Source organism: Pseudacidovorax sp. 1753 (assembly GCF_040544975.1).
In the GTDB taxonomy this organism is placed as follows: domain Bacteria; phylum Pseudomonadota; class Gammaproteobacteria; order Burkholderiales; family Burkholderiaceae_C; genus Xenophilus.
In genome coordinates this window covers 104,408-129,278 of record NZ_JBEPKY010000009.1, presented here as the reverse complement: position 1 = coordinate 129,278, position 24,871 = coordinate 104,408, and the positions used below count along the sequence as shown (strand labels likewise).

At 70.4% G+C, this 24,871-nt stretch carries 25 protein-coding genes and 1 tRNA gene; 10 read left to right on the top strand and 16 right to left on the bottom strand.

What is annotated here, in order from left to right:
• Nucleotides 1-12 precede the first annotated feature (12 nt).
• The 3 genes from ABIC63_RS13025 to ABIC63_RS13015 all read left to right on the top strand — a co-directional run bounded on the left by ABIC63_RS13025 (nt 13) and on the right by ABIC63_RS13015 (nt 2,383).
• Nucleotides 13-705, top strand: a complete 693-nt coding sequence (locus tag ABIC63_RS13025) for an iron-containing redox enzyme family protein (protein WP_017761392.1) — start codon at nt 13-15, stop codon at nt 703-705.
• The gene (locus ABIC63_RS13020; RefSeq protein ID WP_294372867.1) at nt 702-1,583 is read left to right on the top strand and encodes an SDR family oxidoreductase; all 882 of its coding nucleotides are present in this window, start codon (nt 702-704) and stop codon (nt 1,581-1,583) included. The genes ABIC63_RS13025 and ABIC63_RS13020 overlap by 4 nt, the downstream gene beginning before the upstream one ends.
• 164 nt (nt 1,584-1,747) lie before the next feature.
• Nucleotides 1,748-2,383: a tetratricopeptide repeat protein gene (locus ABIC63_RS13015; protein WP_354320115.1), complete on the top strand. Its 636-nt coding sequence runs from the start codon at nt 1,748-1,750 to the stop codon at nt 2,381-2,383.
• 27 nt (nt 2,384-2,410) lie between these two features.
• Here the strand turns inward: ABIC63_RS13015 and ABIC63_RS13010 are convergent, their stop codons facing one another.
• The 7 genes from ABIC63_RS13010 to ABIC63_RS12980 form a co-directional block, all read right to left on the bottom strand.
• Complete coding sequence (locus ABIC63_RS13010; RefSeq protein WP_354320051.1) at nt 2,411-3,766, bottom strand: ATP-binding protein; 1,356 nt, start codon at nt 3,764-3,766, stop codon at nt 2,411-2,413.
• A gap of 24 nt (nt 3,767-3,790) precedes the next feature.
• Complete coding sequence (locus ABIC63_RS13005; protein ID WP_354320050.1) at nt 3,791-4,465, bottom strand: response regulator; 675 nt, start codon at nt 4,463-4,465, stop codon at nt 3,791-3,793.
• A gap of 165 nt (nt 4,466-4,630) precedes the next feature.
• Nucleotides 4,631-4,707, bottom strand: a tRNA-Met gene (locus ABIC63_RS13000).
• A gap of 52 nt (nt 4,708-4,759) precedes the next feature.
• Complete coding sequence (locus tag ABIC63_RS12995) at nt 4,760-5,539, bottom strand: enoyl-CoA hydratase (protein ID WP_017761397.1); 780 nt, start codon at nt 5,537-5,539, stop codon at nt 4,760-4,762.
• Nucleotides 5,540-5,671: 132 nt separating this feature from the next.
• Nucleotides 5,672-7,555 (bottom strand): M61 family metallopeptidase, encoded by a 1,884-nt coding sequence (locus ABIC63_RS12990; RefSeq protein ID WP_354320049.1) that lies wholly within the window; start codon nt 7,553-7,555, stop codon nt 5,672-5,674.
• Nucleotides 7,555-8,256 (bottom strand): DsbC family protein, encoded by a 702-nt coding sequence (locus tag ABIC63_RS12985; RefSeq protein WP_294372858.1) that lies wholly within the window; start codon nt 8,254-8,256, stop codon nt 7,555-7,557. Before ABIC63_RS12985 ends, ABIC63_RS12990 begins: the two co-directional genes overlap by 1 nt.
• Nucleotides 8,257-8,350: 94 nt before the next feature.
• Nucleotides 8,351-9,520 carry an FAD-dependent monooxygenase gene (locus tag ABIC63_RS12980; RefSeq protein WP_354320048.1) on the bottom strand — a complete coding sequence of 390 codons (1,170 nt, stop codon included), beginning with the start codon at nt 9,518-9,520 and terminating at the stop codon, nt 8,351-8,353.
• 159 nt (nt 9,521-9,679) lie between these two features.
• On the opposite strand from ABIC63_RS12980, the gene ABIC63_RS12975 reads away from it, so the two are divergent.
• Nucleotides 9,680-10,579, top strand: coding sequence for an MOSC domain-containing protein (locus tag ABIC63_RS12975; protein WP_294372853.1), 900 nt, complete (start codon nt 9,680-9,682; stop codon nt 10,577-10,579).
• A gap of 27 nt (nt 10,580-10,606) precedes the next feature.
• On the opposite strand, the gene rbsD is transcribed toward ABIC63_RS12975, so the two are convergent.
• The 6 genes from rbsD to ABIC63_RS12945 form a co-directional block, all read right to left on the bottom strand.
• Complete coding sequence (rbsD, locus tag ABIC63_RS12970; RefSeq protein WP_354320047.1) at nt 10,607-11,005, bottom strand: D-ribose pyranase; 399 nt, start codon at nt 11,003-11,005, stop codon at nt 10,607-10,609.
• The gene (gene rbsK / locus ABIC63_RS12965) at nt 11,002-11,961 is read right to left on the bottom strand and encodes a ribokinase (protein ID WP_294372850.1); all 960 of its coding nucleotides are present in this window, start codon (nt 11,959-11,961) and stop codon (nt 11,002-11,004) included. Before rbsK ends, rbsD begins: the two co-directional genes overlap by 4 nt.
• 109 nt (nt 11,962-12,070) lie before the next feature.
• Nucleotides 12,071-13,081: a LacI family DNA-binding transcriptional regulator gene (locus ABIC63_RS12960; RefSeq protein ID WP_354320046.1), complete on the bottom strand. Its 1,011-nt coding sequence runs from the start codon at nt 13,079-13,081 to the stop codon at nt 12,071-12,073.
• A 28-nt stretch (nt 13,082-13,109) separates the two neighbouring features.
• Nucleotides 13,110-14,105, bottom strand: a complete 996-nt coding sequence (locus ABIC63_RS12955; RefSeq protein ID WP_354320045.1) for an ABC transporter permease — start codon at nt 14,103-14,105, stop codon at nt 13,110-13,112.
• Nucleotides 14,102-15,664, bottom strand: a complete 1,563-nt coding sequence (locus ABIC63_RS12950; protein ID WP_354320044.1) for a sugar ABC transporter ATP-binding protein — start codon at nt 15,662-15,664, stop codon at nt 14,102-14,104. Before ABIC63_RS12950 ends, ABIC63_RS12955 begins: the two co-directional genes overlap by 4 nt.
• Before the next feature lie 16 nt (nt 15,665-15,680).
• On the bottom strand, nt 15,681-16,634 hold the full coding sequence (locus tag ABIC63_RS12945; RefSeq protein ID WP_354320043.1) for a sugar ABC transporter substrate-binding protein: 954 nt from the start codon (nt 16,632-16,634) through the stop codon (nt 15,681-15,683).
• A gap of 227 nt (nt 16,635-16,861) precedes the next feature.
• Between ABIC63_RS12945 and ychF the strand changes: the two genes are divergently transcribed.
• Nucleotides 16,862-17,956, top strand: a complete 1,095-nt coding sequence (gene ychF, locus ABIC63_RS12940; protein ID WP_294372840.1) for a redox-regulated ATPase YchF — start codon at nt 16,862-16,864, stop codon at nt 17,954-17,956.
• Nucleotides 17,957-18,035: 79 nt separating this feature from the next.
• On the opposite strand, the gene ABIC63_RS12935 is transcribed toward ychF, so the two are convergent.
• A complete protein-coding gene (locus ABIC63_RS12935; protein WP_294372838.1) occupies nt 18,036-18,521 on the bottom strand; it encodes a YqaA family protein in 486 nt (161 codons plus the stop codon).
• Between the two features lie 236 nt (nt 18,522-18,757).
• Between ABIC63_RS12935 and dusB the strand changes: the two genes are divergently transcribed.
• The 4 genes from dusB to ABIC63_RS12915 all read left to right on the top strand — a co-directional run bounded on the left by dusB (nt 18,758) and on the right by ABIC63_RS12915 (nt 22,217).
• Entirely contained in the window at nt 18,758-19,819 is a 1,062-nt protein-coding gene (dusB, locus tag ABIC63_RS12930; RefSeq protein ID WP_354320042.1) for a tRNA dihydrouridine synthase DusB, read from the top strand.
• Nucleotides 19,820-19,889: 70 nt separating this feature from the next.
• Entirely contained in the window at nt 19,890-20,126 is a 237-nt protein-coding gene (locus tag ABIC63_RS12925; protein ID WP_076509440.1) for a helix-turn-helix domain-containing protein, read from the top strand.
• A 40-nt stretch (nt 20,127-20,166) separates the two neighbouring features.
• Nucleotides 20,167-21,774 carry a bifunctional phosphoribosylaminoimidazolecarboxamide formyltransferase/IMP cyclohydrolase gene (purH, locus tag ABIC63_RS12920; RefSeq protein ID WP_354320041.1) on the top strand — a complete coding sequence of 536 codons (1,608 nt, stop codon included), beginning with the start codon at nt 20,167-20,169 and terminating at the stop codon, nt 21,772-21,774.
• The gene (locus tag ABIC63_RS12915) at nt 21,774-22,217 is read left to right on the top strand and encodes a c-type cytochrome (protein ID WP_294372827.1); all 444 of its coding nucleotides are present in this window, start codon (nt 21,774-21,776) and stop codon (nt 22,215-22,217) included. Before purH ends, ABIC63_RS12915 begins: the two co-directional genes overlap by 1 nt.
• 24 nt (nt 22,218-22,241) lie before the next feature.
• Here the strand turns inward: ABIC63_RS12915 and hemL are convergent, their stop codons facing one another.
• Both hemL and thiD read right to left on the bottom strand, forming a co-directional pair.
• Nucleotides 22,242-23,528 carry a glutamate-1-semialdehyde 2,1-aminomutase gene (hemL, locus tag ABIC63_RS12910; protein ID WP_294372824.1) on the bottom strand — a complete coding sequence of 429 codons (1,287 nt, stop codon included), beginning with the start codon at nt 23,526-23,528 and terminating at the stop codon, nt 22,242-22,244.
• Between the two features lie 14 nt (nt 23,529-23,542).
• Nucleotides 23,543-24,526: a bifunctional hydroxymethylpyrimidine kinase/phosphomethylpyrimidine kinase gene (gene thiD, locus ABIC63_RS12905; protein WP_502935870.1), complete on the bottom strand. Its 984-nt coding sequence runs from the start codon at nt 24,524-24,526 to the stop codon at nt 23,543-23,545.
• 110 nt (nt 24,527-24,636) lie between these two features.
• On the opposite strand from thiD, the gene ABIC63_RS12900 reads away from it, so the two are divergent.
• Nucleotides 24,637-24,807 carry a rubredoxin gene (locus ABIC63_RS12900; RefSeq protein WP_043113757.1) on the top strand — a complete coding sequence of 57 codons (171 nt, stop codon included), beginning with the start codon at nt 24,637-24,639 and terminating at the stop codon, nt 24,805-24,807.
• Nucleotides 24,808-24,871: the final 64 nt, after the last annotated feature.

Below are 24,871 nucleotides of genomic sequence, written 5' to 3'. Positions count from 1 at the left end.
ACGGAGCTTCCGATGAGTTTCCATGCCCGCCTTGTCGCCGAGACCGCCACCGAGCGCGTCGGCCTGCTCGGCACCCCCATCATCCAGGGCTGCCTGCGCGGCGACGTGTCCCTGCCCAGCTACCTGGCCTTCCTGCGCGAGGCGTACCACCACGTCAGCCACACCGTGCCGCTGATGCGGGCCTTCAAGGCGAGGCTGGATGCCGGCCATGCCTGGCTCGAAGGTGCGCTCGACGAATACATCGAGGAAGAGCAGGGCCACGACGAGTGGATCCTCGACGACATCCGCGCCTGTGGCGGCGATGCCGAGGCCGTGCGCCGCGGCCCGCCGGGCCATGCGACGGAGGTCATGGTGGCCTATGCCTACGACACCATCGCCCGCCGCAATCCGCTGGGCTTCTTCGGCATGGTGCATGTGCTGGAAGGCACCAGCGTGTCGATCGCGCTGATGGCCGCCGACCAGATCCAGAAGCCACTGGGCCTGCCCGATTCGGCCTTCAGTTACCTGCGCTCGCACGGCACGCTGGACCAGGAGCACACCGCCCATTTCGCGCTGCTGATGGAGCAGATCGAGGACCCGGCCGACCAGGACGCCATCGTCCACGCGGCCAAGGCCTTCTACCGGCTCTATGGCGACGTCTTCCGCAGCCTGCCGCTGCCGCAGGGCCAGACAGCGGCGACGTCTGCCGCGGGAGTGGCGGCATGAAGGCGGCCGACAGCCGGGTATTGCTCACCGGCGCCAGCGGCGGCATCGGTTCCGCCGCCGCGCGTCGGCTGATCCAGGCGGGCGCCAGCGTGATGCTCGCTGGCCGCTCGCCCGCGCGGCTGGCGGCCCAGGCCCGTGCCCTGGTGCGTGAGCTGGGCGTGGAGCGCCATCGCGTCGAGTGGTATGCCTCCGACCTGACCCGGGTGGACAGCCTCGATCCGCTGGTGCAGGTGGCGGCGCAGTGGCAGTGCAATGCCGTGGTCCATGGCGCTGGCACGCCCGCGTTCGGCCGGCTGGAATCCTTCGATGCCGGCGCCGTCGCCCAGGTGCTGCAACTGAACCTGTTCACGCCCATGCTGCTCACGCAGGCGCTGCTGCCGCATCTGCGCCAGCAGAAGCAGGCCAGCGTGCTCTTCGTGGGCTCGGTGCTGGGCCGGCTGGGGCTGCCGGGCTTCAGCGTCTACAGCGCCGGCAAGTTCGGCCTGCGCGGCTTTGCCGAATCGCTGCGCCGGGAACTGGCCGACACGTCGGTCAAGGTGCAGTACCTCGGACCGCGCAGCACGAAGACCGAGTTCAACAGCGAAGCCGTCGAGCGCTACAACCAGGCCACCAAGACCGCCATGGACGATGCCGACACGGTCGCCCAGGCCCTGGTGCAACTGCTGGAGCGCGGCGCGGCCGAGCGCTTCCTGGGCTTTCCCGAAAAGCTGGCGGTCCGCCTGAACGGCATGGCGCCCGCCTTGCTGGACGGCGCCTTCGCCGCCCACCGCAACAGCCTGCCGCCGGTGCAGCCGCCCGCGCCGCTCACGCTCGAGCATTTCGAGTCGCAGCGGCCAGAGTCCGCCGACGCGCATTCGCTGCAGGCGCCGCAGCTCTGAGGCTGCAGGCCCTGCAGCGCTGAGCCCCGGACCCCGGCCCGCCTTCGACCCCCTCCACCTTCCTTGCGAATCCCATGAAGACCACCCCCGCCACCTTCTCCTCCCGTGCCATCGCTGCCGCCAGGCCCGCCGATGCAGGGCTGCGCCGCCGCGTCTGGCTGTCGATGGCCCTGCTGGCCGGTGCCGGCGTGCTGGCGGCAGTCACGCCGCTGATCAGCCGCGCCGCGCCGGTCGACGACGGCGTCGCCGAACTGCAGCACGATTGGGAAGTGATCCGCTACCAGGCGCCGCCGGCCGAGCGCGAGAAGCGCTTCGAGGCGCTGGCCGCCAAGGCGCGCAAGCTGAGCGAAGCCAATCCCGGTCGGGCCGAGCCCCTGGTGTGGGAGGGCATCATCGTGAGTTCCGTGGCCGGCGAGAAGGGCGGCCTGGGCGCGCTGGGTCTGGTCAAGCAGGCCAAGGCGCTGTACGAGTCGGCCATCGCCATCAACGGCGACGTGCTCGAAGGCTCGGCCTACAACAGCCTGGGCGTGCTCTATTACAAGGTGCCCGGCTGGCCCGTGGGCTTCGGCGACAAGGCCAAGGCCAAGGAGCTGCTGCAGAAGGCGCTGGCGCTCAACCCCAAGGGCATCGACCCCAACTTCTTCTACGGCGAATACCTGGTCGAGACCAAGCAGCCCGACCAGGCGATGACCTACCTGGAGCGCGCCCTGCAGGCGCCCGCACGGCCCGGCCGGCAGATCGCCGACACCGGCCGCCGCGAGGAGGTCAAGGCGCTGATGGACAAGATCAAGGCGCGCTGAGCGGCGTCTTCGGCCGCGCGGCGCCGCTCAGCGATGCGCCGCGTCGAACTGCAGCACGGCGCGCACCCCGTGGCCATCGGCGCGCGGGCCCAACTGCAGTTCCAGCCCGTGCAGCTGGGCGATGCGCCGCACGATCGACACGCCCAGGCCGCTGCCCACCTCGTGGTGGCCTTCGGGCCGGTAGAAGCGCTCGCCCATGCGCGCGAGCTGACCGGCGGACAGCGGCGGCCCGTCGTTCTCCACCTCCAGCTGTTCGCGGCCGATGCGCAGCACCACGCTGCTGCCCTCGGGCGCATAGCGCACGGCGTTGTCCAGCAGGTTGCGCACCAGCACCGTCATCAGGTGGCCATCGCCCAGCAGCGGCATCGGGTGCGTGCCGGCGGGTGGCCATTCGCAGCCCAGGTCGATGCGGCGGCGCTCGGCCAGTGGCAGGCAGTCGCTCATGGCCTGCTCGACGATGGGCGGCCAGTCGATCTCGGCATCCAGCGAAGGCAGCACGCCCGATTCCACGCGCGACAGCGACAGCATCTGCGTCACCAGCCGCTCCATGCGGCGCAGGCCGGCGCTGAGTTTTTCCTCCGCCTGCCGGCGCTCGGCCGGGGTGCCGGCGTGGCGCACCACGTCCCACTGAGCGGCCAGCACGGCCAGTGGGGTTCGCAGTTCGTGCGCGGCGTCGGCGGTGAAGCGGCGTTCGCGCACCAGCAACTGCTCGATGCGCTGGAACAGGCCGTTCATCGCCACCAGCAGGGGCTTGAGCTCGGCCGGCGCGCGGGCGCTCGGCACGGGACGCAGGTCCTGCGCATCGCGGTGCGCGAGTTCGCTGGTCAGCCGGCGCATCGGCGTCAGGGCGGCGCGCACCGCCCAGGCCATCACGGCCAGCAGCACCGGCAGCACCAGCAGCCAGGGCACGACCTGCGTGACCGTCAGGCCATAGACCAGTTCGTCGCGTTCGTAGGCGCCCTGGCCGGCCGCGACCAGCCACTGGCCGTCGACCGAGCGCATGTAGTAGACGCGCCAGGGCCGGCCGTCCACCTCGTCATCGATGAAGCCCTGGGCGTCGGCGCGGAAGTTCAAATCCACGCCCTCGCGGTCGGACAGTGCCAGCTTGCCGTCGGCCGACCAGACGGCAATCGCCAGGTCGCGCACATCGGAGTCGCCCGCGTCGGGTGCACCCTCCCTGGGTGCGGGCGGCAGCGTGGCTGACGAACCCGGATAGCCGTGGCCCAGGGTGGCCTGCACCTGCCGCGCCAGGCGCACGAGTTCGGTGTCGAACATCTCGTTGACCTCGTGGCGGGCCCGCTGGGTCGAGAAGTACAGCGCCAGGCCCCACACCAGCGGCGCGCAGATCAGCAGGTACAGCAGCAGGCGGCGCTGCAGGCTCATGCGGGACTTCCGTGCTGCATGGGCTCAGGAAGATGCCTCGCCCGTGCCCAGTGCGTAACCCACGCCGCGCACCGTGCGCACGATGGCCGGGTCGATCTTGCGGCGGAGGTGGTGGATATGGACTTCGAGCGAATTGCCCTCCGGCTCGCCCCCGCTCCAGTCGTAGAGCTTTTCGAGCAGCGTGGACTTGGACAGCACGCGCTGCGGCTGGCTCAGGAAGATCTCCAGCAGTGCCAGCTCGCGGCCGGTGAGCTCCACACGCGCGCCGCGCCAGTGCACGAGTTTGCTGGCCGGGTCATAGCTGAGCTGGCCGTGCTGCCACACCGCCTGCGCATGGCCGGCGGTGCGCCGCACCAGGGCGCGCAGGCGCGCGGCCAGTTCGTCGATGGTGATGGGCTTGATCAGGTAGTCGTCGGCGCCGGCGTCCAGGCCGTCGATGCGCTGCTCGACGCCGTCGCGCGCCGTCAGCGCCAGGATCGGCAGCACGCGGCCGGCCTGCCGCCAGCGCCGCAGCCAGCTCATGCCATCGCCGCCCGGCAGCCCCAGATCGAGCACCACGGCGTCGAAGGGGGCGCCGGCCAGGGCGGCATCTGCCTGCGTCCCGTCGCGGAACCAGTCCACCGCATGGCCGCGCTGGCGCAAGCCCTGGGCGAGGGCGTCGCCCAGCAGGGTGTCGTCTTCCACGATCATGAGGCGCATGGCAGGCGGCGACGGGGGCAGGGTGGCAGGCCAATCCCCGCGAGGGAGGCCGGCCTGCAGCGCCTGCAGTTGCCGAGAGTGGTTCAGGTCGCAGTCAGGATATCGCACCCTGCCTCGCGCAAAAGAAAAAGGGACCCCGTTTGCACGGGGTCCCTTTTGAGGTTTTGGTGGCGCTTCACGGACTCGAACCGCGGACCTGTGGATTATGATTCCATCGCTCTAACCGACTGAGCTAAAGCGCCGAAGCCCACGATTATAGGGGGCAAAAATCGGCAGGCGCAAGCCCCTTTGCCGTCACTGGTTCTTGAACTCGGCCTTGCGCTTGTTCAGGAAGGCATCCATGCCTTCCTTCTGGTCGGCCGTGGCGAAGAGGGCGTGGAACAGGCGGCGCTCGAACATCACGCCGTCCGACAGCGAACCTTCGAAGGCGCGGTTCACCGATTCCTTGGCGGCCATCACGGCGATCTGCGAGAAGTCGGCGATGGTCAATGCGGCGCCCAGGGCCTCGTCCATCAGCTTGTCGTAGGGCACCACGCGGCTGACCAGGCCCGCGCGCTCGGCCTCAGCGGCGTCCATCATGCGGCCGGTCAGGGCCATGTCCATGGCCTTGGCCTTGCCGACGGCGCGGGGCAGGCGCTGGGTGCCGCCGGCACCGGGAATCACGCCCAGCTTGATCTCGGGCTGGCCGAACCGGGCGTTGTCGGCGGCGATGATGAAGTCGCACATCATGGCCAGTTCGCAGCCGCCGCCCAGGGCGAAGCCGCTGACGGCGGCGATCACCGGCTTGCGGATGGAGCGCACCGACTCCCAGTTGCGGGTGATGTAGTCGCCCTTGTAGGTGTCGACGAAGGTGTACTTGGCCATCAGCGCGATGTCGGCGCCCGCCGCGAAGGCGCGCTCGCTGCCGGTGATGATCATGCAGCCGATGGCCTCGTCGGCATCGAAGGCCTTGAGCGCGGCGCCCAGCTCGTCCATGAGCGCATCGTTGAGCGCATTGAGGGCCTTGGGGCGGTTGAGCGTGACGATGCCGACCTTGCCGGCTTCGACGCGCACTTCGATGTTCTCGTAGCTCACGGGGGTCTCCTGGAATGAACGGACAGGGCGGGCCGGCGAGGCCCTCGCGCACTATACCGACGGCCACCCGGCCGACGTGGTGGGCGGCTGTCCGCCCGGAGACGTCGATGCCGTCAGGCGACCGGCCGCCGCTCAGCCCTGAAGCCAGCGCTTGAGCAGCTCGGCGTCGCTGCCGGCCAGGCGCCAGGTGCGCGCGTCGCCCGACGGCCAGGCCAGCGGCAGGCGCAACAGTCGGCGGTCGCGGGCCACCAGGGCCACGCATTTCCTGGCGGCGCCGAGGTACAGCGGGATGTCGTCGAGCTTGCCGATGCGCCAGCCTTCCGCGGCCTTGGCGCCGTGGGTGGCGGTCTCGACGGCCAGCCATTCGTCGCCGGCGGCGAAGCCGGCCTTCTCGGCCGCGCCGCCGCGCAGCACCATCTTGACCTTGACGGTGCCGCCGCTCTCGTCGACCCGCAGCCCCAGGGCCTGCGCCAGCTGCGCCGGGTCGTCGTGGATGGCCACGCCGTGCGCCGGCAGCAGGTCGCGCAGCGGCAGTTCAGCCGTGCCATTCGCCCACCGCGACAGCTCGTTCGTGTAGGCCCGGCCGCCGACATGGGCCAGCGTCGCGGCAATCGCGGCCTCGTCGATGGGGCCGCCTTCGCTCGCGCGCCACAGCTCGCGCATCACCGCATCCAGCGAGCCCTGGCCCTCGCGCCGCAGCGTCAGGTCCAGGCACAGCGCCACCAGCGCGCCCTTGGTGTAGTAGCTCACCGTGGTGTTGGGTGTCTGCTCGTCGGGGCGGTAGTAGCGGATCCAGGCGTCGAAGCTGGCCTCGGCCACCGACTGCACGGCGGCCCCCGGTGTCTGCTGCACCTGGTTGAGGGTCTTGTTCAACAGCTTGAGGTAGGTGGCGTCGTCGATGCGGCCGGCGCGGCGCAGCAGCAGGTCGTCGTAGTAGCTGGTGAAGCCTTCGAAGAACCACAGCAGCCGGGTGTAGTTCTCGCGTGTGTAGTCGTAGCGGGCGAACTCCGCCGGCCGCAGGCGCTTGACGTTCCAGGTGTGGAAGTACTCGTGGCTGATCAGGCCCAGCAGGGTGGTGTAGCCCTCGGGCTGCTTGGTGGCGCCGCGGCGCGGCAGGTCGCGGCGGGTGCAGATCAGCGCGGTGCTGTGCCGGTGCTCCAGGCCGCCGTAGCCGTCGTCGGTGGCGTTGAGCATGAAGACGTAGCGGTCGTGGGGGGCGGGGTGCTGGGTGGCAGCGCGGGCCTTGGCGGGGCGCTTCGCCTTGGCGGAGGCTGCTGGCCCCTCATCCGGCCTCTCCCCAGGGTGGAGAGGAGGAAGACCGGCGTCATCCGCATGCCAGAAGCGCATCTGCGTCTCGCAGATGGCGCGCGTGTCGGCGATGAGTTTGTCACCGTCGAACGAGGGCGGGGCGCCGGCCACCACGAAGCGGTGCGGCACGCCCAGCACGTCGAACTCGGCGCTCCAGAAGGCGCCCATCTCGACCGGGCTGTCGGCCACCTCGTCGTAGTTGGCGGCCTGGTAGATGCCGAAGCCGCGGCGGTCGGTCTTGAGCGGGCGCAGCGCGGTGGCCAGTTGCCAGGGCGCCTCGCCCTCGGGCAGGGCGGGCGGCACGATCTCGATCTGGCAGGGCGATCCGTCCTGGCCGTCCACGCGCAGGCACAGGCTGGTGCCGTTGAAGAAGCCGCGGGTCCGGTCCAGCCAGGCGGTGCGCACCGAGTTGTCGAAGGCGCAGACCTGGTAGCGCAGGGTGAGCGGCTGTCCGGCCCTGGCGGCGACGCGCCAACTGGCCTTGTCCAACTGCGTGACGGCCACGGCGCGCCGGCCTTGCGTGGCCTTGGGCGCGCCCTGCAGGTTGCGTGCGAATTCGCGCACCAGGTAGCTGCCGGGGATCCACACCGGCAGCGAGACCTGCTGGTCCGCCGCGGGCTCGTCGATGGTGAGGGTGACCTCGTACAGGTGGGCGTTCAGGTCCGCCACCGCGATGCGGTAGCGCAGGCCGGCCGGGGCGCCGGCCATCAGTTGCTCGTGGCCGAGAGTTGCTGCTCCACCTGCGCGGCCGGCACGGCGCCGGGGGTGCGCGTGCCGTTGGCGAACAGCAGGGTGGGCGTGCCCGTGATGTTGTACTTGCGGCCGAACTCGACGTTGCGCTTGAGCGCCTGCGTGTCGCATTCGCCGGTGGCGGGCCTCACGCCGTCCATCATCCAGTCGCTCCAGACCTTGGCCTTGTCCTTGGAGCACCAGATGTCACGCGACTTCACGGCCGAGTCCGGACCCAGCACCGGGTACAGGAAGAGGTGGATCGTCACGTTGTCCACCTTGCGCAGCTCGCGCTCGAACTGCTTGCAGTAGCCGCAGTTCGGATCTTCGAAGATGGCCAGCTTGCGCTTGCCGTTGCCGCGCACGATCTTGATGGCGTCCTGCACCGGCAGCTTGTCGAAGTCGACGGCGGTGAGCTTGTCCACGCGCTCCTCGGTGAGGTTGCGGCGGTTCTTCACGTCGATCAGGTGACCCTGGATCAGGAAGTTGCCCTGCTCGTCGGTGTAGTACAGGTCGAAGCCCTGGCGCACTTCCCACAGGCCGGGCATGGCGGCCTTGCGCACCTCGTCGATCTGCGCGAGCTGCGGAAAGCTGCCGCCGAGGTTCTTGCGGATCTCGGCTTCGCCGGCATGGGCGGTGGCCAGCGTGGCGGCCAGGAGGAGGGGGAGGATGTACTTCATGGTGCGGGGTGTTGCTCCTCTCCCCCCTGGGGAGAGGTTGGGTGAGGGGCCTGCGCCTGGATCAGGGCAGGAACGATGGGGGGGCCCAAGGCCCTCACCCCAACCCTCTCCCAGAGGGAGAGGGAGAAGAAATACCAGAGGCCAGGCCCATCGCGCGGCGGGCCACCCAGCTCTTGAGCAAGTGGCTGCGGTCAAAGCCGAGCATGCCCCAGTTGCGCAGCCGTGCGAGCGGCTCGACGCCCGGTGCAAAGAGCTGCTGCAGGCCGTCCGTGGCCAGGCCCATGGCCAGCACGTCGGCACGGCGGGCGCGCTCGTAGCGGCGAAGCAGGCGGGCGTCGCCCACGCTGCGCCAGTAGTCGCGTTCGCGGATCACGCGGGCCAGTTCGGCGGCATCGGCCAGGCCCAGGTTGAGCCCCTGGCCGGCCAGCGGATGCACGGTGTGCGCCGCGTCGCCGGCCAGCACCCAGGCACCACCTTCCGCAAAGCGCCCGGCCCAGCGGTCGGCCGTGGCGCGCTGCAGCGGCCAGGCAGCCCGCTCGCTGGACAGCGTGAAGCCGCCCAGCGCCTCGTGGCTGGCTTCGCGCAGGCGGGCGCAGAAGGCGTCGGCCTCCAGCGCCAGCAGTTCGGGCGCGCGCAACTGGCCCACGGACCATACCAGGGCCAGTTGCCGGCCTTCGGCACCGCCCATGGGCAGCAGGGCCAGCACGTCGCCCTGGGCACTGAACCACTGGCGCGCCGCGCCGCCATGCGGGCGTTCGGCCTCCAGCCGCGCGGCGATGGCGATCTGCGGATAGCGGGTTACCGCGTACTGCACGCCGAGCGTCTCGCGTGTGAGGCTGGCCTTGCCCTCGCACACCACGGTGAGCGCGGCCTTGACCGGGGTAGTCACGACCTCGACCTGGGGCGAGAAGCGGACGGCGGCCGCCAACTGCTCTTCCAGTGCGGGCACGTCGACGATCCAGGCCAGGGCGTCGACCTTCTGCTCGGCGGCTTCGAAGCGCACCCGGCCGTCCTCGTCGCCGAAGACCTGCATCTCGCGCACCGGCGTGGCCTGCGCCGCGTCGGGCCATGCCCGCAGCGATTCGAGCAGGCTGCGCGAGGCCGCGTTGAGCGCATAGGCGCGCACGTCCGGGCGGTCAGGGGAGGGGGTGGAAGGGGCTTCGGCCACCAGGGCCACGCGGACCCGTTCTCGGGCCAGCAGCAACGCCAGCGTGCGGCCGACGATGCCGGCGCCGCGAATGCAAACCTCGGGGGGAAGAGCCATCGAAACATTGTAGGGAGCGCCCCTGCGCCCCGGCGATGGCTCGACAATGCGGCCCGCCGCCGCGGGCGGCCCGCTTTGTGCTCGTGAAGCGCGCGGCATGTCGCCACCTGCCGCCGCTTCCTCTCTCTGACCGTCCAGGGCTTGCCGCCCCTCATCGCCGTGACCGCTGCCGCCACTCCCGACCTCTCGCGCTTCGACCTCCAGGCCCGCATCGCGCGGCTGATCGTCTACCCCGTCAAGTCCTGCGCCGGGGTCGAGGTGCAGGAGGCCCTGCTCACCGAGACCGGCCTGGAATTCGACCGCGCCTGGATGCTGGTGGACGAGGCCGGCCGCTTCGTCAGCCAGCGCGAGCTGCCGCGCATGGCGCTGATCCGGCCGCAGATGAAGCACTACGAGATGATCCTGCGCGCCCCCGGCATGCTGGCGCTGCACATCGCCTACGACCGCGTGGAGGAACCGGTCCGCGCCACCATCTGGAAGGACGAGGTGGCGGCCTACGACATGGGCGACGTGGCGGCCCAGTGGTTCAGCGACTTCCTCTCCGAACCCGACCGGCCGCAGCGGCTGCGCATGGTGCGCTTCGATCCGGAGCACAAGCGCCTCTCCAGCCCCAAGTGGACGGGTGGCGTGGAGGCGCAGACGCAGTTCTCCGACGGCTATGCGCTGCTGGTGGTCAGCCAGGCGGCGGTGGATGAGTTCAACGAGCGGCTCGCAGCTAATGGCGGTCCGAGCATCGACGCGATCCGCTTGCGCCCCAACCTCGTGCTGGACCGCATGGAAGCGCACGACGAGGACCGTGTGGCGATGCTGCACATCCCCACCGAGCAGGGCGAGGTGCAGTTGCAGCCCGTCAAGCCCTGCGTGCGCTGCAGCATTCCCGACATCGATCCGGCCACGGCTCAGACGCAACCCGTGGTGGGCGAGACGCTGCGCAGCTACCGCGCCGATCCGCGCATGGAAGGTGCCACCACCTTCGGCATGAACCTCATCGTGCGCCAGGGCATCGACCACCTGCTCAAGGTGGGCCAGCCGGTGGGTGCGGACCTGCGCTTCGACTGACGCGGGGTCCCGTTGATCGGCGCGGCCTCAGATCTCGAAGCTGACGCCCGCAATCAAGAGGATGTTGGCGTAAGGCGTGCACTCGCCCGTGCGCACGATGGCGCGGGCCTTGGCGCTGCGCTGCTTGAATTCCTCGTGCGAGACGGCCAGCGGGGCCATCGGCAGCGCGGTGGGGTACCAGGCCGGCCGGTCCTGGTCCGCCGGCAGGGCCTCGCAGGCGACGACGGCGCTTTCCACCGTCAGTTCGCTCAACACGGCGGCCAGCACATCATCCAGCCGGGGCACGCCGCGCGCCACCGCCAGATCAATGCGGCGCGGCCCGTCGGGAATGGGCAGGCCGGCATCGCCGATGACCAGCATGTCGCCATGGCCCATGGCGGCGATGACCTGGGAGAGTTCGGCGTGAAGAAGGTGGGTGCGTTTCATGGCAGGGCGACCGGTGCGGGCGGAACGGGGCTGGCGAGCACCTCGTCGCGCGAAGGAATGGAGGGCTGGGCGCCGGGCCGGCCGATGCACAGGGCTGCGGCGCGGATGCCCAGCTGCACGGCAGCGTCGAAGGTCTCGCCGCGCGCCAGCGACACGGCCAGGGCGCCCAGGAAGGTGTCGCCGGCGGCGGTGGTGTCCACCGCCTTCACGCGCAGGGCGGGGTGATGGCGGCAGCCGTCGGCATCGGCGGCCACCGCGCCTTCGCTGCCCAGCGTGACCACGACGCGCACCGGGCCGCGGGAGAGCAGGGCGCGTGCGGCCACGGCCGCCTCGGCGAAGCCCGTCACCGGCAGGCCCGAGAGCATCTGCGCTTCCAGCTCGTTGACCACCAGCGTGTCGATGCGCGGCCAGAAGGATTCGGGCAGCGCCTGCATCGGCGAGGGATTCAGCAGCACCCTGCAGCCGGCCTGCGCCGCGACCTCCATCGCCAGGCCGACCTGGTCCAGCGGCGTTTCGAACTGCAGGATCAGGAAGGCCGCGCCAGCGAGCTGCGTGCGCAGCGCGGCCGGGTCCACCTGCACCGCGGCGTTGGCGCCGGGGATCACGACGATGCGGTTCTGGCCGCTGTCCTCCACCATCACCAGCGCGACGCCCGTGGGCGTGGCCGCCTCGACGCGCACGCCGCGGGTGTCGATGCCGTCACGGGCCAGCGCATCGCGCAGGGCCGTGCCGTGCGCATCGGCGCCTACGCAGCCCAGCATGCGCACCGCGCCGCCTTGGCGGGCGCAGCCCACGGCCTGGTTGCCGCCCTTGCCGCCGGGCAGGTGGTCGATGGAGCGGCCATGCAGCGTCTCGCCGGCGGCGGGCGCTTGCGGCACGCGCACCACCACGTCCATGTTGAGGCTGCCAAGCACGACCAGCAGCGGGGCATCGGCGGGGGCGGAAGAGCGGTTCACGGCGTCGGACTCGGGCAAGGGGAAAGAGAGGGCACTCACAGGCAAAGACGCGGACAAGGCGATGGGAGGGCGAAGCGGTGGAGCGCGATGACGGGCCGCGGTGCTGGCGTCACGACGGCCCGAAGCGGGCGGTCGAGTCGCGCACCCGCAGCTCCGGCTGCAGCAGCACCTTGCGGCCGATCTGCCGCCGGCCGTCGATGCGCTCCAGCAGCATGTCCACCGCCAGCGCGCCGATGCGGGCCTTGGGCTGGGCCACGGTGGTGAGCGGCGGGCTGGCATAGGCGCTCAGCTCGATGTCGTCGAAGCCCACCAGCGACATGTCGTCGGGCACGCGCAGCCCGCATTCGTGGGCGGCACGCAGCGCGCCCATCGCCATCAGGTCGTTGCCCACGAACACGGCCGAGGGCCGCTCGGCCGTGCGCAGGATGGCGTGCATGGCCTCGTAGCCGCCCTGCGGCGTGAAGCCGCCGTGCCACAGCAGCGCCGCGCTGGTCGCCGAATGGCCGGCTTCGGCCAGCGCCATGCGCCAGCCGTCGATGCGCTGCTCGCTGGGCGCCAGCCCGGTCGGCCCGCCGATGCAGGCGATGCGCCGGTGGCCCAGCGACAGCAGGTGCCGCGTGGCCAGCAGGCCGCCCTGCATGTGGGCGGTCTCGACCAGGTCGCAGGCCGGGTCTTCCACCTCGCGATCCACCAGCACGGTGGGCATGCGCAGGCCGGCCAGCAGCGCGGGCAGCGACGCGTCGCCGCCGCTGGAGACCACGATCAGCCCGTCGATGCGCCGCTGCGCGAGCACCTGCAGGTACACGCCCTGGCGCTGCGGCTCGTCGTCGGTGTTGCACAGCACCAGCGCATAGCCGGCACCGAAGCAGCGGTCTTCCACCACCCGCACGATCTCGGCGAAGTAGGGGTTGGAGCTGTTGGGAATCAGCATGCCCACGGTGCGCGTGCTGTTGCTCTTGAGGCTGCGCGCGACGGCGCTGGGCACGTAGCCCAGGGCGCGGATGGCGTCCTCCACGCGCGCGCGGCCTTCGGGGCTGACGGCGCGCGTGCCGTTGACCACGTGCGACACGGTGGTCACCGACACACCGGCACGCAGGGCGACGTCCTTGATGGTGGCCATGGCGGCAGTGCGAAAGCGGTGGCGCCGGTCAGGCGGCGCCGGCGCGCCGCTGGCGCACGGTGTCGATGATCACGGCGGCCACGATCACGGCGCCGGTGATGATGCGCTTGGCCGGTTCGCTGGCGCCCACCTGGGCCAGGCCGGCTTCGAGCACCGCGATGATCAGCACGCCGAAGAAGGTGTTGATGACCGATCCGCGCCCACCCATCAGGCTGGTGCCGCCGATCACCACGGCGGCGATCACCTGCAGCTCGATGCCGGCGCCGGCATTGGGGTCGGCGGCTTCGAGGCGGGCGGACTGCATCAGCCCGCCCAGACCGGCCAGCAGACCGGTGACGGCGAACACGGCGATGCGGATCGGCCGCGGGTCGATGCCCGCCAGGCGCATGGCGTCCTCGTTGGTGCCGATGCCCACCACATGGCGGCCGAACACGGTGCGCGTGAGCACCAGGTGGCCCACGATCACGATGGCCACCGCCACCACGAAGGCCGAGGACACGCCGCCGATCCAGGGCGCCGCCAGGCCGGCGATGGCATCGCCCACGTACTGCGTGCGCGAATCCGTCACCAGGTAGGCGCCGCCGCGCACGGCTTCCAGCATGCCCAGCGAGACGATGAAGCTCGGCAGCCGCCAGGCCACCGACACCGCGCCGGTGACGGCGCCGCACAAGAGGCCCGTGGCCAGGCCCAGCGCCGCGGCGGCGGGCACGGCCAGCTTCCACTGCAGGATGGCGGCGGCCGTGACGGCGGCGCTCAGCGCCAGCACCGAGCCGACCGACAGGTCGATGCCCGCGATGATCAGCACGAAGGTCATGCCCACGGCCATCACCGTCAGCGCCGGCACTTCGTTGGCGATGGTGATGAAGGTCTCGGCCGTGAAGAAGTATTCGGACAGGCTGCTGAACAGCACGACCATGCCGATCAGCACCGCGGCCAGGCCGAGGTAGGTGCCGAGCTGGCCGCGCAGCGGCCGGGTGGTGGGCGCCGGCGCGGCGGCGGCTGGGGATTGGGCGGGCGGGTTCATGCAGGAATCGGGGAAGAGGTGGGTGCAGCGGCGGCCTCGGCGACCGGTGCATTGCCGAAGGCGGCGGCCAGCAGCGACTGCTCGCTCCAGGCACCGCGCTCGAAGACGGCGACCAGGCGGCCGGCATGCATCACGCCGATGCGGTCGCACATGGCCATCAGTTCGCGCAGATCGCTGGAGACCATCAGCATGGCGTGGCCGGCGGCGGCCATGCGGTCGAGTTCGGCATACAGGTCGGCACGGGCGCCGACGTCCACGCCGCGCGTGGGCTCGTCCAGCAGCAGCACCTTGCATTCGCGGTGCAGCCAGCGGGCGAACACCACCTTCTGCTGGTTGCCGCCGCTCAGGGTGGCGACGGCCTGCTCCTCGCTGCGCGAACGGATGCGCAGCGTCTGCACCAGCCGGCGGGCAATGCCGCGCTCATGCGCGAAGCGCAGCCAGCCGCCGCGCGAGATGGCGCCCAGGTCGCTCAGCGTGGCATTGACGCGGGTCGACTGCGGCATCAAGAGGCCCTGCGACTTGCGGTCCTCCGTCACCAGGCCGATGCCGGCGCGGATGGCCTGCATCGGCGAGCGCCAGCGCCCACCGGGCGGCGAGGCGGCACCGGGCCAGTGCAGGTCGATGCGCCCGCGGTCGGCCCGGTCGGCGCCGAAGAGCAGGCGGATGAGTTCGGTGCGGCCCGCGCCCACCAGGCCGGCGATGCCCATGACCTCGCCGGCATGCAGGTCGATGTCCACGTCCTGCACCACCTGGCCGCGGCCCAGGCCGCGGGCGCTCAGCAGGCGTGCGCCAGCCGTTCGGCGCGGGCGCCCCTCGTGCTCGTGCACCGCGCGGCCGACCATGCGTTCGACGAGTTCGGATTCGCGCACGCCGGCCATGGGCCGCACGTCCACCAGCCGGCCGTCGCGCAGCACGGCCACGGTGTCCGCGATGCGCTGCAGCTCCTCCAGCCGGTGCGACACGTAGACGATGGCCACGCCGCGCGACTTCAGCCGCTCGATCTGCCCGAACAGATGCGCCGTCTCCCGCGGCGTCAGCATGGCCGTGGGCTCGTCCAGGATCAGCACCCGGGTGTCGTCCTGCAGGTTGCGGGCGATCTCCACCATCTGCTGCTGGCCGATGCCCAGGGCGGCCACCGGCAGCGCCGGGTCGATGCCGTCCATGCCGATCTTGGCCAGCTGCGCCCGCGCCGCCTCGTGCAGCGCGCCGCGGCGCAGCCAGCCCAGACGCTGCGGCAGGCGGTCCAGCAGCAGGTTCTCGGCCACGGTGAGCGTGGGCACCAGGCCCAGCTCCTGCATCACCATGCGCACGCCCTGCGCCTCGGCATCGCGGCGCGAGGTCGGCGCGAAGGGCTGGCCGGCCAGTTGCATGCGCCCGCGCGTCGGCGAGACCAGGCCGCAGACGATCTTCGACAGCGTGCTCTTGCCCGCGCCGTTCTCGCCCGTCAGGGCCAGCACCTCGCCCGGCGCGAGCGTGAGGCTCACGCCGTCCAGCACCGTGGCGGCGTAGTCCTTGCCGATGTCGTCGAGCGAGAGCAGGGCAGTGCGCGGGGCGTGCATGGCAGGGCGCGCAGGCTTACTTGCTGTCCTTGGTGACCAGGACCACGTCGGTCTTGATCTCGGCGGGCATCTGGGCCTGGGTCTTCTTCTCGGCCAGGGCCTTCAGGGCGGTCTCGATGCCGAAGACGGCCTGCTTGGCGCCGAACTGGTCGGCGGTGGCCAGCACGCGGCCGTCGGCCAGCATGGGCTTGATGGCGCCGATGTTGTCGTAGCCCACCACCTGCACCTGGCCGGTCTTGCCGGCGGCCTTGACGGCGGCCACGGCGCCCAGGGCCATGCTGTCGTTGCCGGCCAGCAGGGCCTTCAGGTCGGGGTGCTCGCGCAGCATGCCGGCGGCCACGGTGTTGCCCTTGTCGATTTCCCACTGGCCAGACTGCACGCCGACCACATTGGCGCCGACGGCCTTCATGGCGTCCTGGTAGCCCAGGGTGCGCTGCTGCGCATTGAAGGTGGTGGAGACGCCTTCGATGATGCCGACCTTGTCGCCGGACTTGAGGCTCTTGCCCAGGTAGTCGCCGACCAGCTTGGCGCCGGCGCGGTTGTCGGGGCCGACGAAGGTCACCTGGATGTTCTTTTCCTTGAGCGCGGCGGCGTCCAGGCGGTTGTCGATGTTGACCACCAGGATGCCCTTGTCGACGGCCGCCTTGATGACCGGCACCAGCGCCTTCGAATCGGCCGGTGCGATCACCAGCGCATTGACCTTCTGCGCCACCATCTGTTCGACCATCTTGATCTGGGCGGCGGTGTCGGTCTCGTTCTTGATGCCGTTGGCCACCAGCGTGTACTGGCCGGCGTTGGCCTTCTGGTGCGTCTTGGCGCCGTCTTCCATGGTGGCGAAGAACTCGTTGGCCAGCGACTTCATCACCAGCGCCACCTTGGGCTTGTCCTGGGCATGGGCGGGCGCGAGGGCGAAGGCGCCCAGAACGGCGAGGGCGGCGGCGGCCTGGGCCGTGCGGCGGGTGAAGGTCATGGCGAGTCTCCGGATGTGGATGGATGGATCGGGGCGGCATCAGGGCCTGCCCGGCGCGAAGCGGGGCGGATGATAGTGGGGCCGCAAACGTTTGCGCAAACGTTTGCGGCATCGTTTGACCTAGGTTTTTCCCTGAGCGCACGGTCCCGCGGCGGGGCCATGAAAGCGAGTCTTCGGGCCCTCAGGGGTGCCCGCCTAAAATCCCGCGCCTAATCCAGAGGACCCCCATGAGCTTGAAATGCGGCATCGTCGGCCTGCCCAACGTCGGTAAATCCACCCTGTTCAACGCGCTGACCAAGGCCGGCATCGCCGCCGAGAACTATCCCTTCTGCACCATCGAGCCCAATGTGGGCGTGGTCGAGGTGCCCGACCCGCGCCTCGCGCAGCTGGCGCAGATCGTCCAGCCCGAGCGCATCCTGCCGGCCATCGTCGAATTCGTGGACATCGCCGGCCTGGTGGCGGGTGCCAGCCAGGGCGAAGGCCTGGGCAACCAGTTCCTGGCCCACATCCGCGAGACCGACGCCATCGTCAATGTGGTGCGCTGCTTCGAGGACGAGAACGTCATCCACGTGGCGGGCAAGGTCGACCCCATCGCCGACATCGAGGTGATCCAGACCGAGCTGTGCCTGGCCGACCTGGGCACCGTGGACAAGGCCCTGCAGCGCTACACCAAGGCGGCCAAGAGCGGCAACGACAAGGAAGCCATCGCCATGGTCAAGCTGCTGGGCCCGGTGCAGGCGGCGCTGAACGAAGGAAAGCCGGCACGCGCGCTGGGCCTGTCGGCGGACGACCAGCTGCTGCTCAAGCCGCTGTGCCTGATCACCGCCAAGCCGGCCATGTTCGTCGGCAACGTGAGCGAGGACGGCTTCGAGAACAACCCGCTGCTGGACCGCCTGAAAGAGTACGCCGCCAGCCAGAACGCGCCCGTGGTGGCCATCTGCGCCAAGATGGAAGCGGACATGGCCGACATGGACGACGAGGACAAGAAGATGTTCCTCGAAGAGATCGGCCAGGAAGAGCCGGGTCTGAACCGCCTGATCCGCGCGGCGTTCAAGTTGCTGGGCCTGCAGACCTACTTCACCGCCGGCGTGAAGGAAGTGCGCGCCTGGACCATCCGCATCGGCGACACGGCCCCCCAGGCGGCCGGCGTGATCCATGGTGACTTCGAGCGCGGCTTCATCCGCGCCCAGACCATCGCCTTCGACGACTACATCGCCTTCAAGGGCGAGCAGGGCGCCAAGGACGCGGGCAAGATGCGCAGCGAAGGCAAGGAATACGTCGTCAAGGATGGCGACGTGATGAACTTCCTGTTCAACGTCTGAGCGTCGCGGCCGTTGCCGCGGACAAGACCAGCGCAAGGGCCTGCTCCGGCGACGGGGCAGGCCCTTTTGCTGGGCGCCTTCAATGGTTCGGCCAGATGTACAGCAGCGCCACCGTCATGCACAGGTAGCGCCCGAACTTGCCGATGGACATGTAGACCACGCAGGGCCAGAAGGGCATGCGCAGCCAGCCGGCCACGGCGCACAGCGGATCGCCCACCAGCGGCAGCCAGCTCAGCAGGCAGGCCTTGGGGCCCAGGCGCTCCAGCCAGGCGATGGCCCGCAGGTGGTGACTGGAATGGCTGTACTTGTCGGCCACCTTGTGGGCGCCATAGCCCATCCACCAGGTGAGCGCGCCGCCCAGCGTGTTGCCGGCGGTGGCGACCAGCACGGCGGGCCAGAACAGTTCGGGATTGAGCTTGAGCAGGCCGAAGAGCGCCGGCTCCGAGCCCAGGGGCAGCAGCGTCGCCGAGACGAAGGCGACGACGAACAGCGTCGACAGCCCGAATTGCGGCAGTGCCAGTGCCGCCATCGCGGCGGCCATCACGGACTCGAACCAGGCTTCCATGGGGGCGGGAGTATAGGAATGGCAGGTGCGGCCCACGTCGGCGCGCAGGCCGTGTGCATGCCCGTGGGCGTGCTGCCGGCGGCAACGGCCAGCGGCCAGCGGTCGGCGGTCGGCGGTCGGCGGTCGGCGGCCGTCGCCTGCGTGCGCGTTTCAGCCGCTGAAATCGCGGGTGGCTAGAATCCGTGCCTCATTTTTCAGCAGCGTCCGCGGCGCTGCGCGCTTTTCCTCCCCACCTCATGCAGATCGGCCACATCACGCTGGAGAACCGCCTGTTCGTCGCACCCATGGCGGGCGTGACGGATCGGCCGTTCCGCATGCTGTGCCGCTCGCTCGGCGCGGGCTATGCGGTGAGCGAGATGGTCACCTCCCGCAAGGACCTGTGGAGTTCGCTCAAGACCTCGCGCCGGGCCAACCATGACGGCGAGCCCGGGCCCATCGCCGTGCAGATCGCCGGCACCGACGCGGCCATGATGGCCGAGGCGGCCCAGTACAACATCGACCGCGGCGCCCAGATCATCGACATCAACATGGGCTGCCCGGCGAAGAAGGTCTGCAACAAGTGGGCGGGCTCGGCGCTGATGCGCGACGAGCCGCTGGCCCTCGCCATCGCCGAGGCGGTGGTGGCCGCCGCCGCGCCGCATGGCGTGCCCGTGACGCTCAAGATGCGCACCGGCTGGAGCACCGAGCACCGCAATGCCGTGGCGCTGGCACGCCGCTTCGAGGCCGCCGGCATCCGCATGCTGACGGTGCACGGCCGCACGCGCGAACAAGGCTACAAGGGCTTCGCCGAGTACGACACCATCGCGGCCGTCAAGGCATCGGTGGGCATCCCGGTGGTCGCCAACGGCGACATCGACTCGCCGCAGAAGGCGCGCGACGTGTTGGCCGCCACCGGCGCCGACGCCTTGATGATCGGCCGCGCGGCCCAGGGCCGGCCGTGGATCTTCCGCGAGGTGGGCCACTTCCTGGCCACCGGCGAGACCATGGCGCCGCCGCTGGTGGCCGAGGTGCGCCGGCTGCTGCTCGCGCATCTGCACGAGCACTACGCGCTGTACGGCGAGGTGACGGGCGTGCGCACCGCGCGCAAGCACATCGGCTGGTACGTACGGGCGCTGCCGGGCGGCGAGGACTTCCGTCAGCGCATGAACCGGCTGGAGGACTCCGCCACGCAGTGGCAGGCCGTGGCCGACTATTTCGAGGCCCTGGGCGAGCGGATGGACCGCATGCCCGAGGCCACCGCCGGGCCGGATGCCCTGCAGGAAGAAGACGAAGAAGACAGCGGCTGCCTCACCTGCTGAACGCAGGCGGTGGTTGCGCGGCGCGCGGGGGATCGGGCGCCGTCACAAGACACATCGAACGAACGACGACATGAGCAAACACACGATCGAGGAGTGCGTGAAATCCAGCCTCGAAGACTACTTCCGCGACCTGCGCGGCACCGAGCCGGACGGCCTGCACGACATGCTGGTGCGTGCCGTCGAAAAGCCGCTGCTGGAGGTGGTCATGGACCGCGCCGAGGGCAACCAGTCGCGCGCCGCCCAGTGGCTGGGCCTGAACCGCAACACCCTGCGCAAGAAGCTGCTCGAGCACAAGCTCGCCAAGTGAACCGAATTCCAACGAAGCCCCAGACCCGACTGGCATCCCCATGGCACTGACCGCACTCATTTCCGTTTCCGACAAGACCGGCGTCCTTGACCTCGCCCAGGGGCTGCATGCGCTGGGCGTCCAGCTGCTGTCCACCGGCGGCACCGCCAAGCTGCTGGCCGAGGCCGGCCTGCCCGTCACCGAGGTGGCCGACCACACGGGCTTTCCCGAGATGCTCGACGGCCGCGTGAAGACGCTCCACCCGAAGATCCACGGCGGCCTGCTGGCCCGCCGCGACCTGCCGGCCCATATGGCCGCACTGGCCGAGCACGGCATCGCCACCATCGACCTGCTGGTGGTCAACCTCTATCCCTTCGAGGCCACGGTGGCCAAGGCCGGCTGCACGCTGGAAGACGCCATCGAGAACATCGACATCGGCGGCCCGGCCATGGTGCGTAGCGCCGCCAAGAACTGGAAGGACGTCGCGGTGCTGACCGACGCCAGCCAGTACGGCGCGGCGCTGGAAGAACTCAAGGCCCACGGCCGCATCAGCGACAAGACCAAGTTCGGCTTCTCCGTCGCTGCCTTCAACCGCATCAGCAACTACGACGCCGCCATCAGCGACTGGCTGTCGTCGGTCGACTTCGAGGCCAGCGCGGGCCAGCCGGTGCCGCAGCGCAGCGCCTTCCCGGCGCAGAGCAACGGCCGCTTCGTCAAGGTGCAGGACCTGCGCTACGGCGAGAACCCGCACCAGGCCGCGGCCTTCTATCGCGACATGTATCCCGCGCCTGGCTCGCTGGTGACGGCCAAGCAGCTGCAGGGCAAGGAACTGAGCTACAACAACATCGCCGATGCCGATGCGGCGTGGGAATGCGTCAAGAGCTTCGACGTGCCGGCCTGCGTGATCGTCAAGCATGCCAACCCCTGCGGCGTGGCCATCGGTGCCGACGCGGGCGAGGCCTACGGCAAGGCCTTCAAGACCGACCCCACCTCGGCCTTCGGCGGCATCATCGCCTTCAACACGCCGGTGGATGCCGGCACGGCCCAGGCCGTGGGCAAGCAGTTCGTCGAGGTGCTGATGGCGCCCGCCTTCAGCCCCGATGCGCTGGAGCTGCTCAAGACCAAGCCCAATGTGCGCGTGCTGCAGATCTCGCTCGACGGCATCAAGCGCGACGGCGCCAGCGCCTGGGCGCGCGGCCTCAATGCGCAGGACGTCAAGCGCGTGGGCTCGGGCCTGCTGATCCAGACCGCCGACAACCATGAGCTGCAACTGTCCGACCTCAAGGTCGTGACGAAAAAGCAGCCGACCGAGGCCGAGCTGCAGGACCTGCTCTTCGCCTGGAAGGTGGCCAAGTTCGTCAAGAGCAATGCCATCGTCTTCTGCCAGGGCGGCATGACGCTGGGCGTGGGCGCCGGCCAGATGAGTCGCCTCGACTCCGCCCGCATCGCCAGCATCAAGGCCGAGCATGCCGGCCTGTCGCTGGCCGGCTCGGCGGTGGCGAGCGACGCCTTCTTCCCCTTCCGCGACGGCCTGGACGTGGTGATCGACCACGGCGCCACCTGCGTCATCCAGCCCGGCGGCTCGATGCGCGACAAGGAAGTGATCGACGCCGCCGACGAGCGTGGCGTGGCCATGGTGTTCAGCGGCGTGCGCCACTTCCGCCACTGATGGGCGCGACGGGCCGCCCGGGGGCGACGGAAGACGAGGCGCCGCCCCGGCGCCCGCGCTGGCTGCTGGTGCTGCTGGCGCTGTTCGTGGCGATGTCCGCGGCCGGCATGCTGATCACCGGCTGGCTCATCCTGCGCGGCTATGTGTTCAAGCCGCCCGTGGCCGCCACGGGGCCGGTGGCAGAGGGCTACACGCTGGTGCAGGCCAGCGACTGCATGCGCTGCCACCTGGCCGAGCGCAAGGCGGTGGGCCCGGGCTGGCAGGCCATCGCGGCCCGGCATGCGGACAACCCCGAGGCCGTGGCGCTGCTCGCGCGCAAGATCCGCGAGGGCAGCGTCGGCGACTGGGGGCGGGTGATCATGCCGCGCCATCCGCAGATCGGCGAGGCCGATGCGCGGCTGATGGCGCAGTGGGTGCTGGCGCAGCGGCCGGCCAGTCGCTGACGCGGCGCCGCCGGCTGCCGGCGCTCAGCCCAGCGTCTTGAACACCTCGCGCGCCGCCTCGATGGTGGCGGAGATGTCCTCGGCCGCATGGGCGGCGCTCACGAAGCCGGCCTCGTACAGCGCCGGCGCGATGTACACGCCGCGGTCGAGCAGGCCGTGGAACAGGGCGTTGAACTTCGCGCCGTCGCTGGTCATCACCTTGCCGTAGTTCTGCGGCAGCGCGGGCAGCAGGAAGAAACCGAACATGCCGCCTTCGCAATCGGCGCTGAAAGGCACGCCGGCATCAGCCGCGGCGTGGCGCAGGCCTTCGGCCAAGGCGCGGGTCTTGGCCGACAGGGTCTCGTAGAAGCCGGGGCGGGCGATCTCCTTGAGCGTGGCCAGGCCGCAGGCCGTGGCCACCGGATTGCCCGACAGCGTGCCGGCCTGGTAGACCGGGCCCAGCGGCGCCAGCTGCTCCATGATGGCGCGCGGCCCGCCGAAGGCCGCCAGCGGCATGCCGCCGCCGATCACCTTGCCCAGCACCGTGAGGTCGGGCGTGATGCCCAGCACTCCCTGCGCGCCGTGCAGGCCGACGCGAAAGCCCGTCATCACCTCGTCGAACACCAGCAGCGCGCCATGCTGGGTGCACAGCTCGCGGCAGCGGCGGGCGAACTCGGGCGTGGCCCGCACAAAGTTCATGTTGCCGGCGATGGCCTCGATCATCACGCAGGCGATGTCGTGGCCGTGCAGCGCGAAGGCCTCTTCGAGCTGGGCGATGTTGTTGTATTCGAGCACCAGCGTGTGCTGCACCACCTCGGCCGGCACGCCGGCGGAGGTGGGGTTGCCGAAGGTGGCCAGGCCCGAGCCGGCCTTGACCAGCAGCGCGTCGGCATGGCCGTGGTAGCAGCCCTCGAACTTGACGATGTGGCGCCGGCCGGTGGCGCCGCGCGCCAGGCGCAGGGCACTCATGGCGGCCTCGGTGCCGGAGCTCACCAGCCGCACCATCTCCATCGACGGCATCAGCGCCAGGATGGCCTCGGCCAGCTCGATCTCGCGCTCGGTCGGCGCGCCGAAGGAAAAGCCCTCGGCCACCGCGCGCTGCACGGCCTCGACCACGGCCGGATGGCCATGGCCCAGGATCATGGGGCCCCAGGAGCCGATGTAGTCGATGTAGCGCTGGCCGGCAGCGTCCCACATGTAGGGGCCCTGGGCGCGGGCGATGAAGCGGGGCGTGCCGCCGACGGCACGGAAGGCGCGCACGGGCGAATTGACGCCGCCCGGGATCACGGCGCGGGCACGGTCGAAGAGCTGGAGATTGGTGTCGATGGTCATGGGAGGGGTGGCATTCAATGCCGCGTGTCATGGGGAGGCAGGGCGAAGTCGGCCCGGTCCAGGCCGTCGTCCTCCTCTTCGTCGTCGTCGTCGGGCTGGGCCCAGAACAGGCGGTCGGGCAGCACCTGGCCCATGCCGGGGCGGAAGCCCGCGTCCAGGCTGCGGTCCATGTAGGCCAAGGCCTCCGCGGTGGCCGAGCTCAGGTCGGCGCCGGTGGCCAGCAGAGCGGCCAGCGCGGCCGACAGCGTCTCGCCGGCACCGGCGAAGACGGCATCGAGCCGTTCGTATTTCTCGCTCAGCACCGTGGACTGGGGCGACGCCAGGACGTTCTCCATCCAGCCGTCGGGCCGCAGGATGCCGGTCACCAGCGTGTACGACACGCCCAGTTCGCCGGCCGCGCGGGCGATGTCGCGCGGCGTGGGCGGGCGGTCGCCGTCCCAGTCGGGCAGCAGCCAGCGGCGCAGCGTGCCCTGGTTGCCCACCAGCACGGCCGTCTGCGGCAGCACGAGGTCGCGGAAGGCGTCCAGGTAGCTGTCGATCGGCTCGTCCTCCCACCACGACAGGTTGGGCATGTAGGCCACCACGGGCACTTCGGGATAGTCGGAGGCGATCTCGGCCACCAGGCTCAGGTTGTCGGGACTGCCGGCAAAACCCACCTTGATGGCCTGCACGGGCACGTCCTCCAGGATGGCGCGGGCCTGCTCGGCCACGTGCTCCTCGTCCAGCGCCACATGGTCGAAGACCTCGGCGGTGTCGCGCACATAGACGCCGGTGGTCACCCCCAGCATGTGGGCGCCTACCGAAGCCACCGACAGCGCGTCCGCGCTCAGGCCCGTGGCGCCGCTGGCGTCGCCGGCGTTGAAGACCAGCACGCAGGGCTGGCGCAGCTCTTCGGCGGGAAGAAGCGGGGACTGCGCAGGGTCATCTCCCGCTGCGTCACCTTCGTTAACATCGCCCGGTTGCGCTGCCTCGAGGGCCCGGATGCCGGGTCTCTGCATGAATGGGCGGGCGCTGCGCGGAAGCATGTCACGGGTCCTTTTGACAACGTCAAAAGGGGTGACGTCTAGATACAATTGTTGCATTATTTGAACGAGGCCCGTAAGCTGCGATGAATACGAAAACCTGGATGTGCCTGATTTGCGGGTGGATCTACGACGAAGCGGCAGGTTGGCCCGACGATGGTATTGCCCCGGGCACGGCCTGGGCCGATGTTCCGATGAACTGGACCTGCCCGGAGTGCGGCGCGCGCAAGGAAGATTTCGAAATGGTCGAGATCTGAGCCTCGCGGCGACGGCACCGCCCGGTTGCCGCGGCCGCGCAGTGCGGCCGGCGGCCAAGACAAG

Coding starts and splice junctions, on each gene's coding strand:
- ABIC63_RS13025 (WP_017761392.1), top strand. CDS start 13: ATGAGTTTCCATGCCCGCCTTGTCGCCGAGACCGCCACCGAGCGCGTC.
- ABIC63_RS13020 (WP_294372867.1), top strand. CDS start 702: ATGAAGGCGGCCGACAGCCGGGTATTGCTCACCGGCGCCAGCGGCGGC.
- ABIC63_RS13015 (WP_354320115.1), top strand. CDS start 1,748: ATGGCCCTGCTGGCCGGTGCCGGCGTGCTGGCGGCAGTCACGCCGCTG.
- ABIC63_RS13010 (WP_354320051.1), bottom strand. CDS start 3,766: ATGAGCCTGCAGCGCCGCCTGCTGCTGTACCTGCTGATCTGCGCGCCG.
- ABIC63_RS13005 (WP_354320050.1), bottom strand. CDS start 4,465: ATGCGCCTCATGATCGTGGAAGACGACACCCTGCTGGGCGACGCCCTC.
- ABIC63_RS12990 (WP_354320049.1), bottom strand. CDS start 7,555: ATGGCCGGCGCCCCGGCCGGCCTGCGCTACCGCATCGCGGTGGCGGAC.
- ABIC63_RS12985 (WP_294372858.1), bottom strand. CDS start 8,256: ATGAAGTACATCCTCCCCCTCCTCCTGGCCGCCACGCTGGCCACCGCC.
- ABIC63_RS12980 (WP_354320048.1), bottom strand. CDS start 9,520: ATGGCTCTTCCCCCCGAGGTTTGCATTCGCGGCGCCGGCATCGTCGGC.
- rbsD (WP_354320047.1), bottom strand. CDS start 11,005: ATGAAACGCACCCACCTTCTTCACGCCGAACTCTCCCAGGTCATCGCC.
- ABIC63_RS12960 (WP_354320046.1), bottom strand. CDS start 13,081: ATGGCCACCATCAAGGACGTCGCCCTGCGTGCCGGTGTGTCGGTGACC.
- ABIC63_RS12955 (WP_354320045.1), bottom strand. CDS start 14,105: ATGAACCCGCCCGCCCAATCCCCAGCCGCCGCCGCGCCGGCGCCCACC.
- ABIC63_RS12950 (WP_354320044.1), bottom strand. CDS start 15,664: ATGCACGCCCCGCGCACTGCCCTGCTCTCGCTCGACGACATCGGCAAG.
- ABIC63_RS12945 (WP_354320043.1), bottom strand. CDS start 16,634: ATGACCTTCACCCGCCGCACGGCCCAGGCCGCCGCCGCCCTCGCCGTT.
- ychF (WP_294372840.1), top strand. CDS start 16,862: ATGAGCTTGAAATGCGGCATCGTCGGCCTGCCCAACGTCGGTAAATCC.
- ABIC63_RS12935 (WP_294372838.1), bottom strand. CDS start 18,521: ATGGAAGCCTGGTTCGAGTCCGTGATGGCCGCCGCGATGGCGGCACTG.
- dusB (WP_354320042.1), top strand. CDS start 18,758: ATGCAGATCGGCCACATCACGCTGGAGAACCGCCTGTTCGTCGCACCC.
- ABIC63_RS12925 (WP_076509440.1), top strand. CDS start 19,890: ATGAGCAAACACACGATCGAGGAGTGCGTGAAATCCAGCCTCGAAGAC.
- purH (WP_354320041.1), top strand. CDS start 20,167: ATGGCACTGACCGCACTCATTTCCGTTTCCGACAAGACCGGCGTCCTT.
- ABIC63_RS12915 (WP_294372827.1), top strand. CDS start 21,774: ATGGGCGCGACGGGCCGCCCGGGGGCGACGGAAGACGAGGCGCCGCCC.
- hemL (WP_294372824.1), bottom strand. CDS start 23,528: ATGACCATCGACACCAATCTCCAGCTCTTCGACCGTGCCCGCGCCGTG.
- thiD (WP_502935870.1), bottom strand. CDS start 24,526: ATGCAGAGACCCGGCATCCGGGCCCTCGAGGCAGCGCAACCGGGCGAT.
- ABIC63_RS12900 (WP_043113757.1), top strand. CDS start 24,637: ATGAATACGAAAACCTGGATGTGCCTGATTTGCGGGTGGATCTACGAC.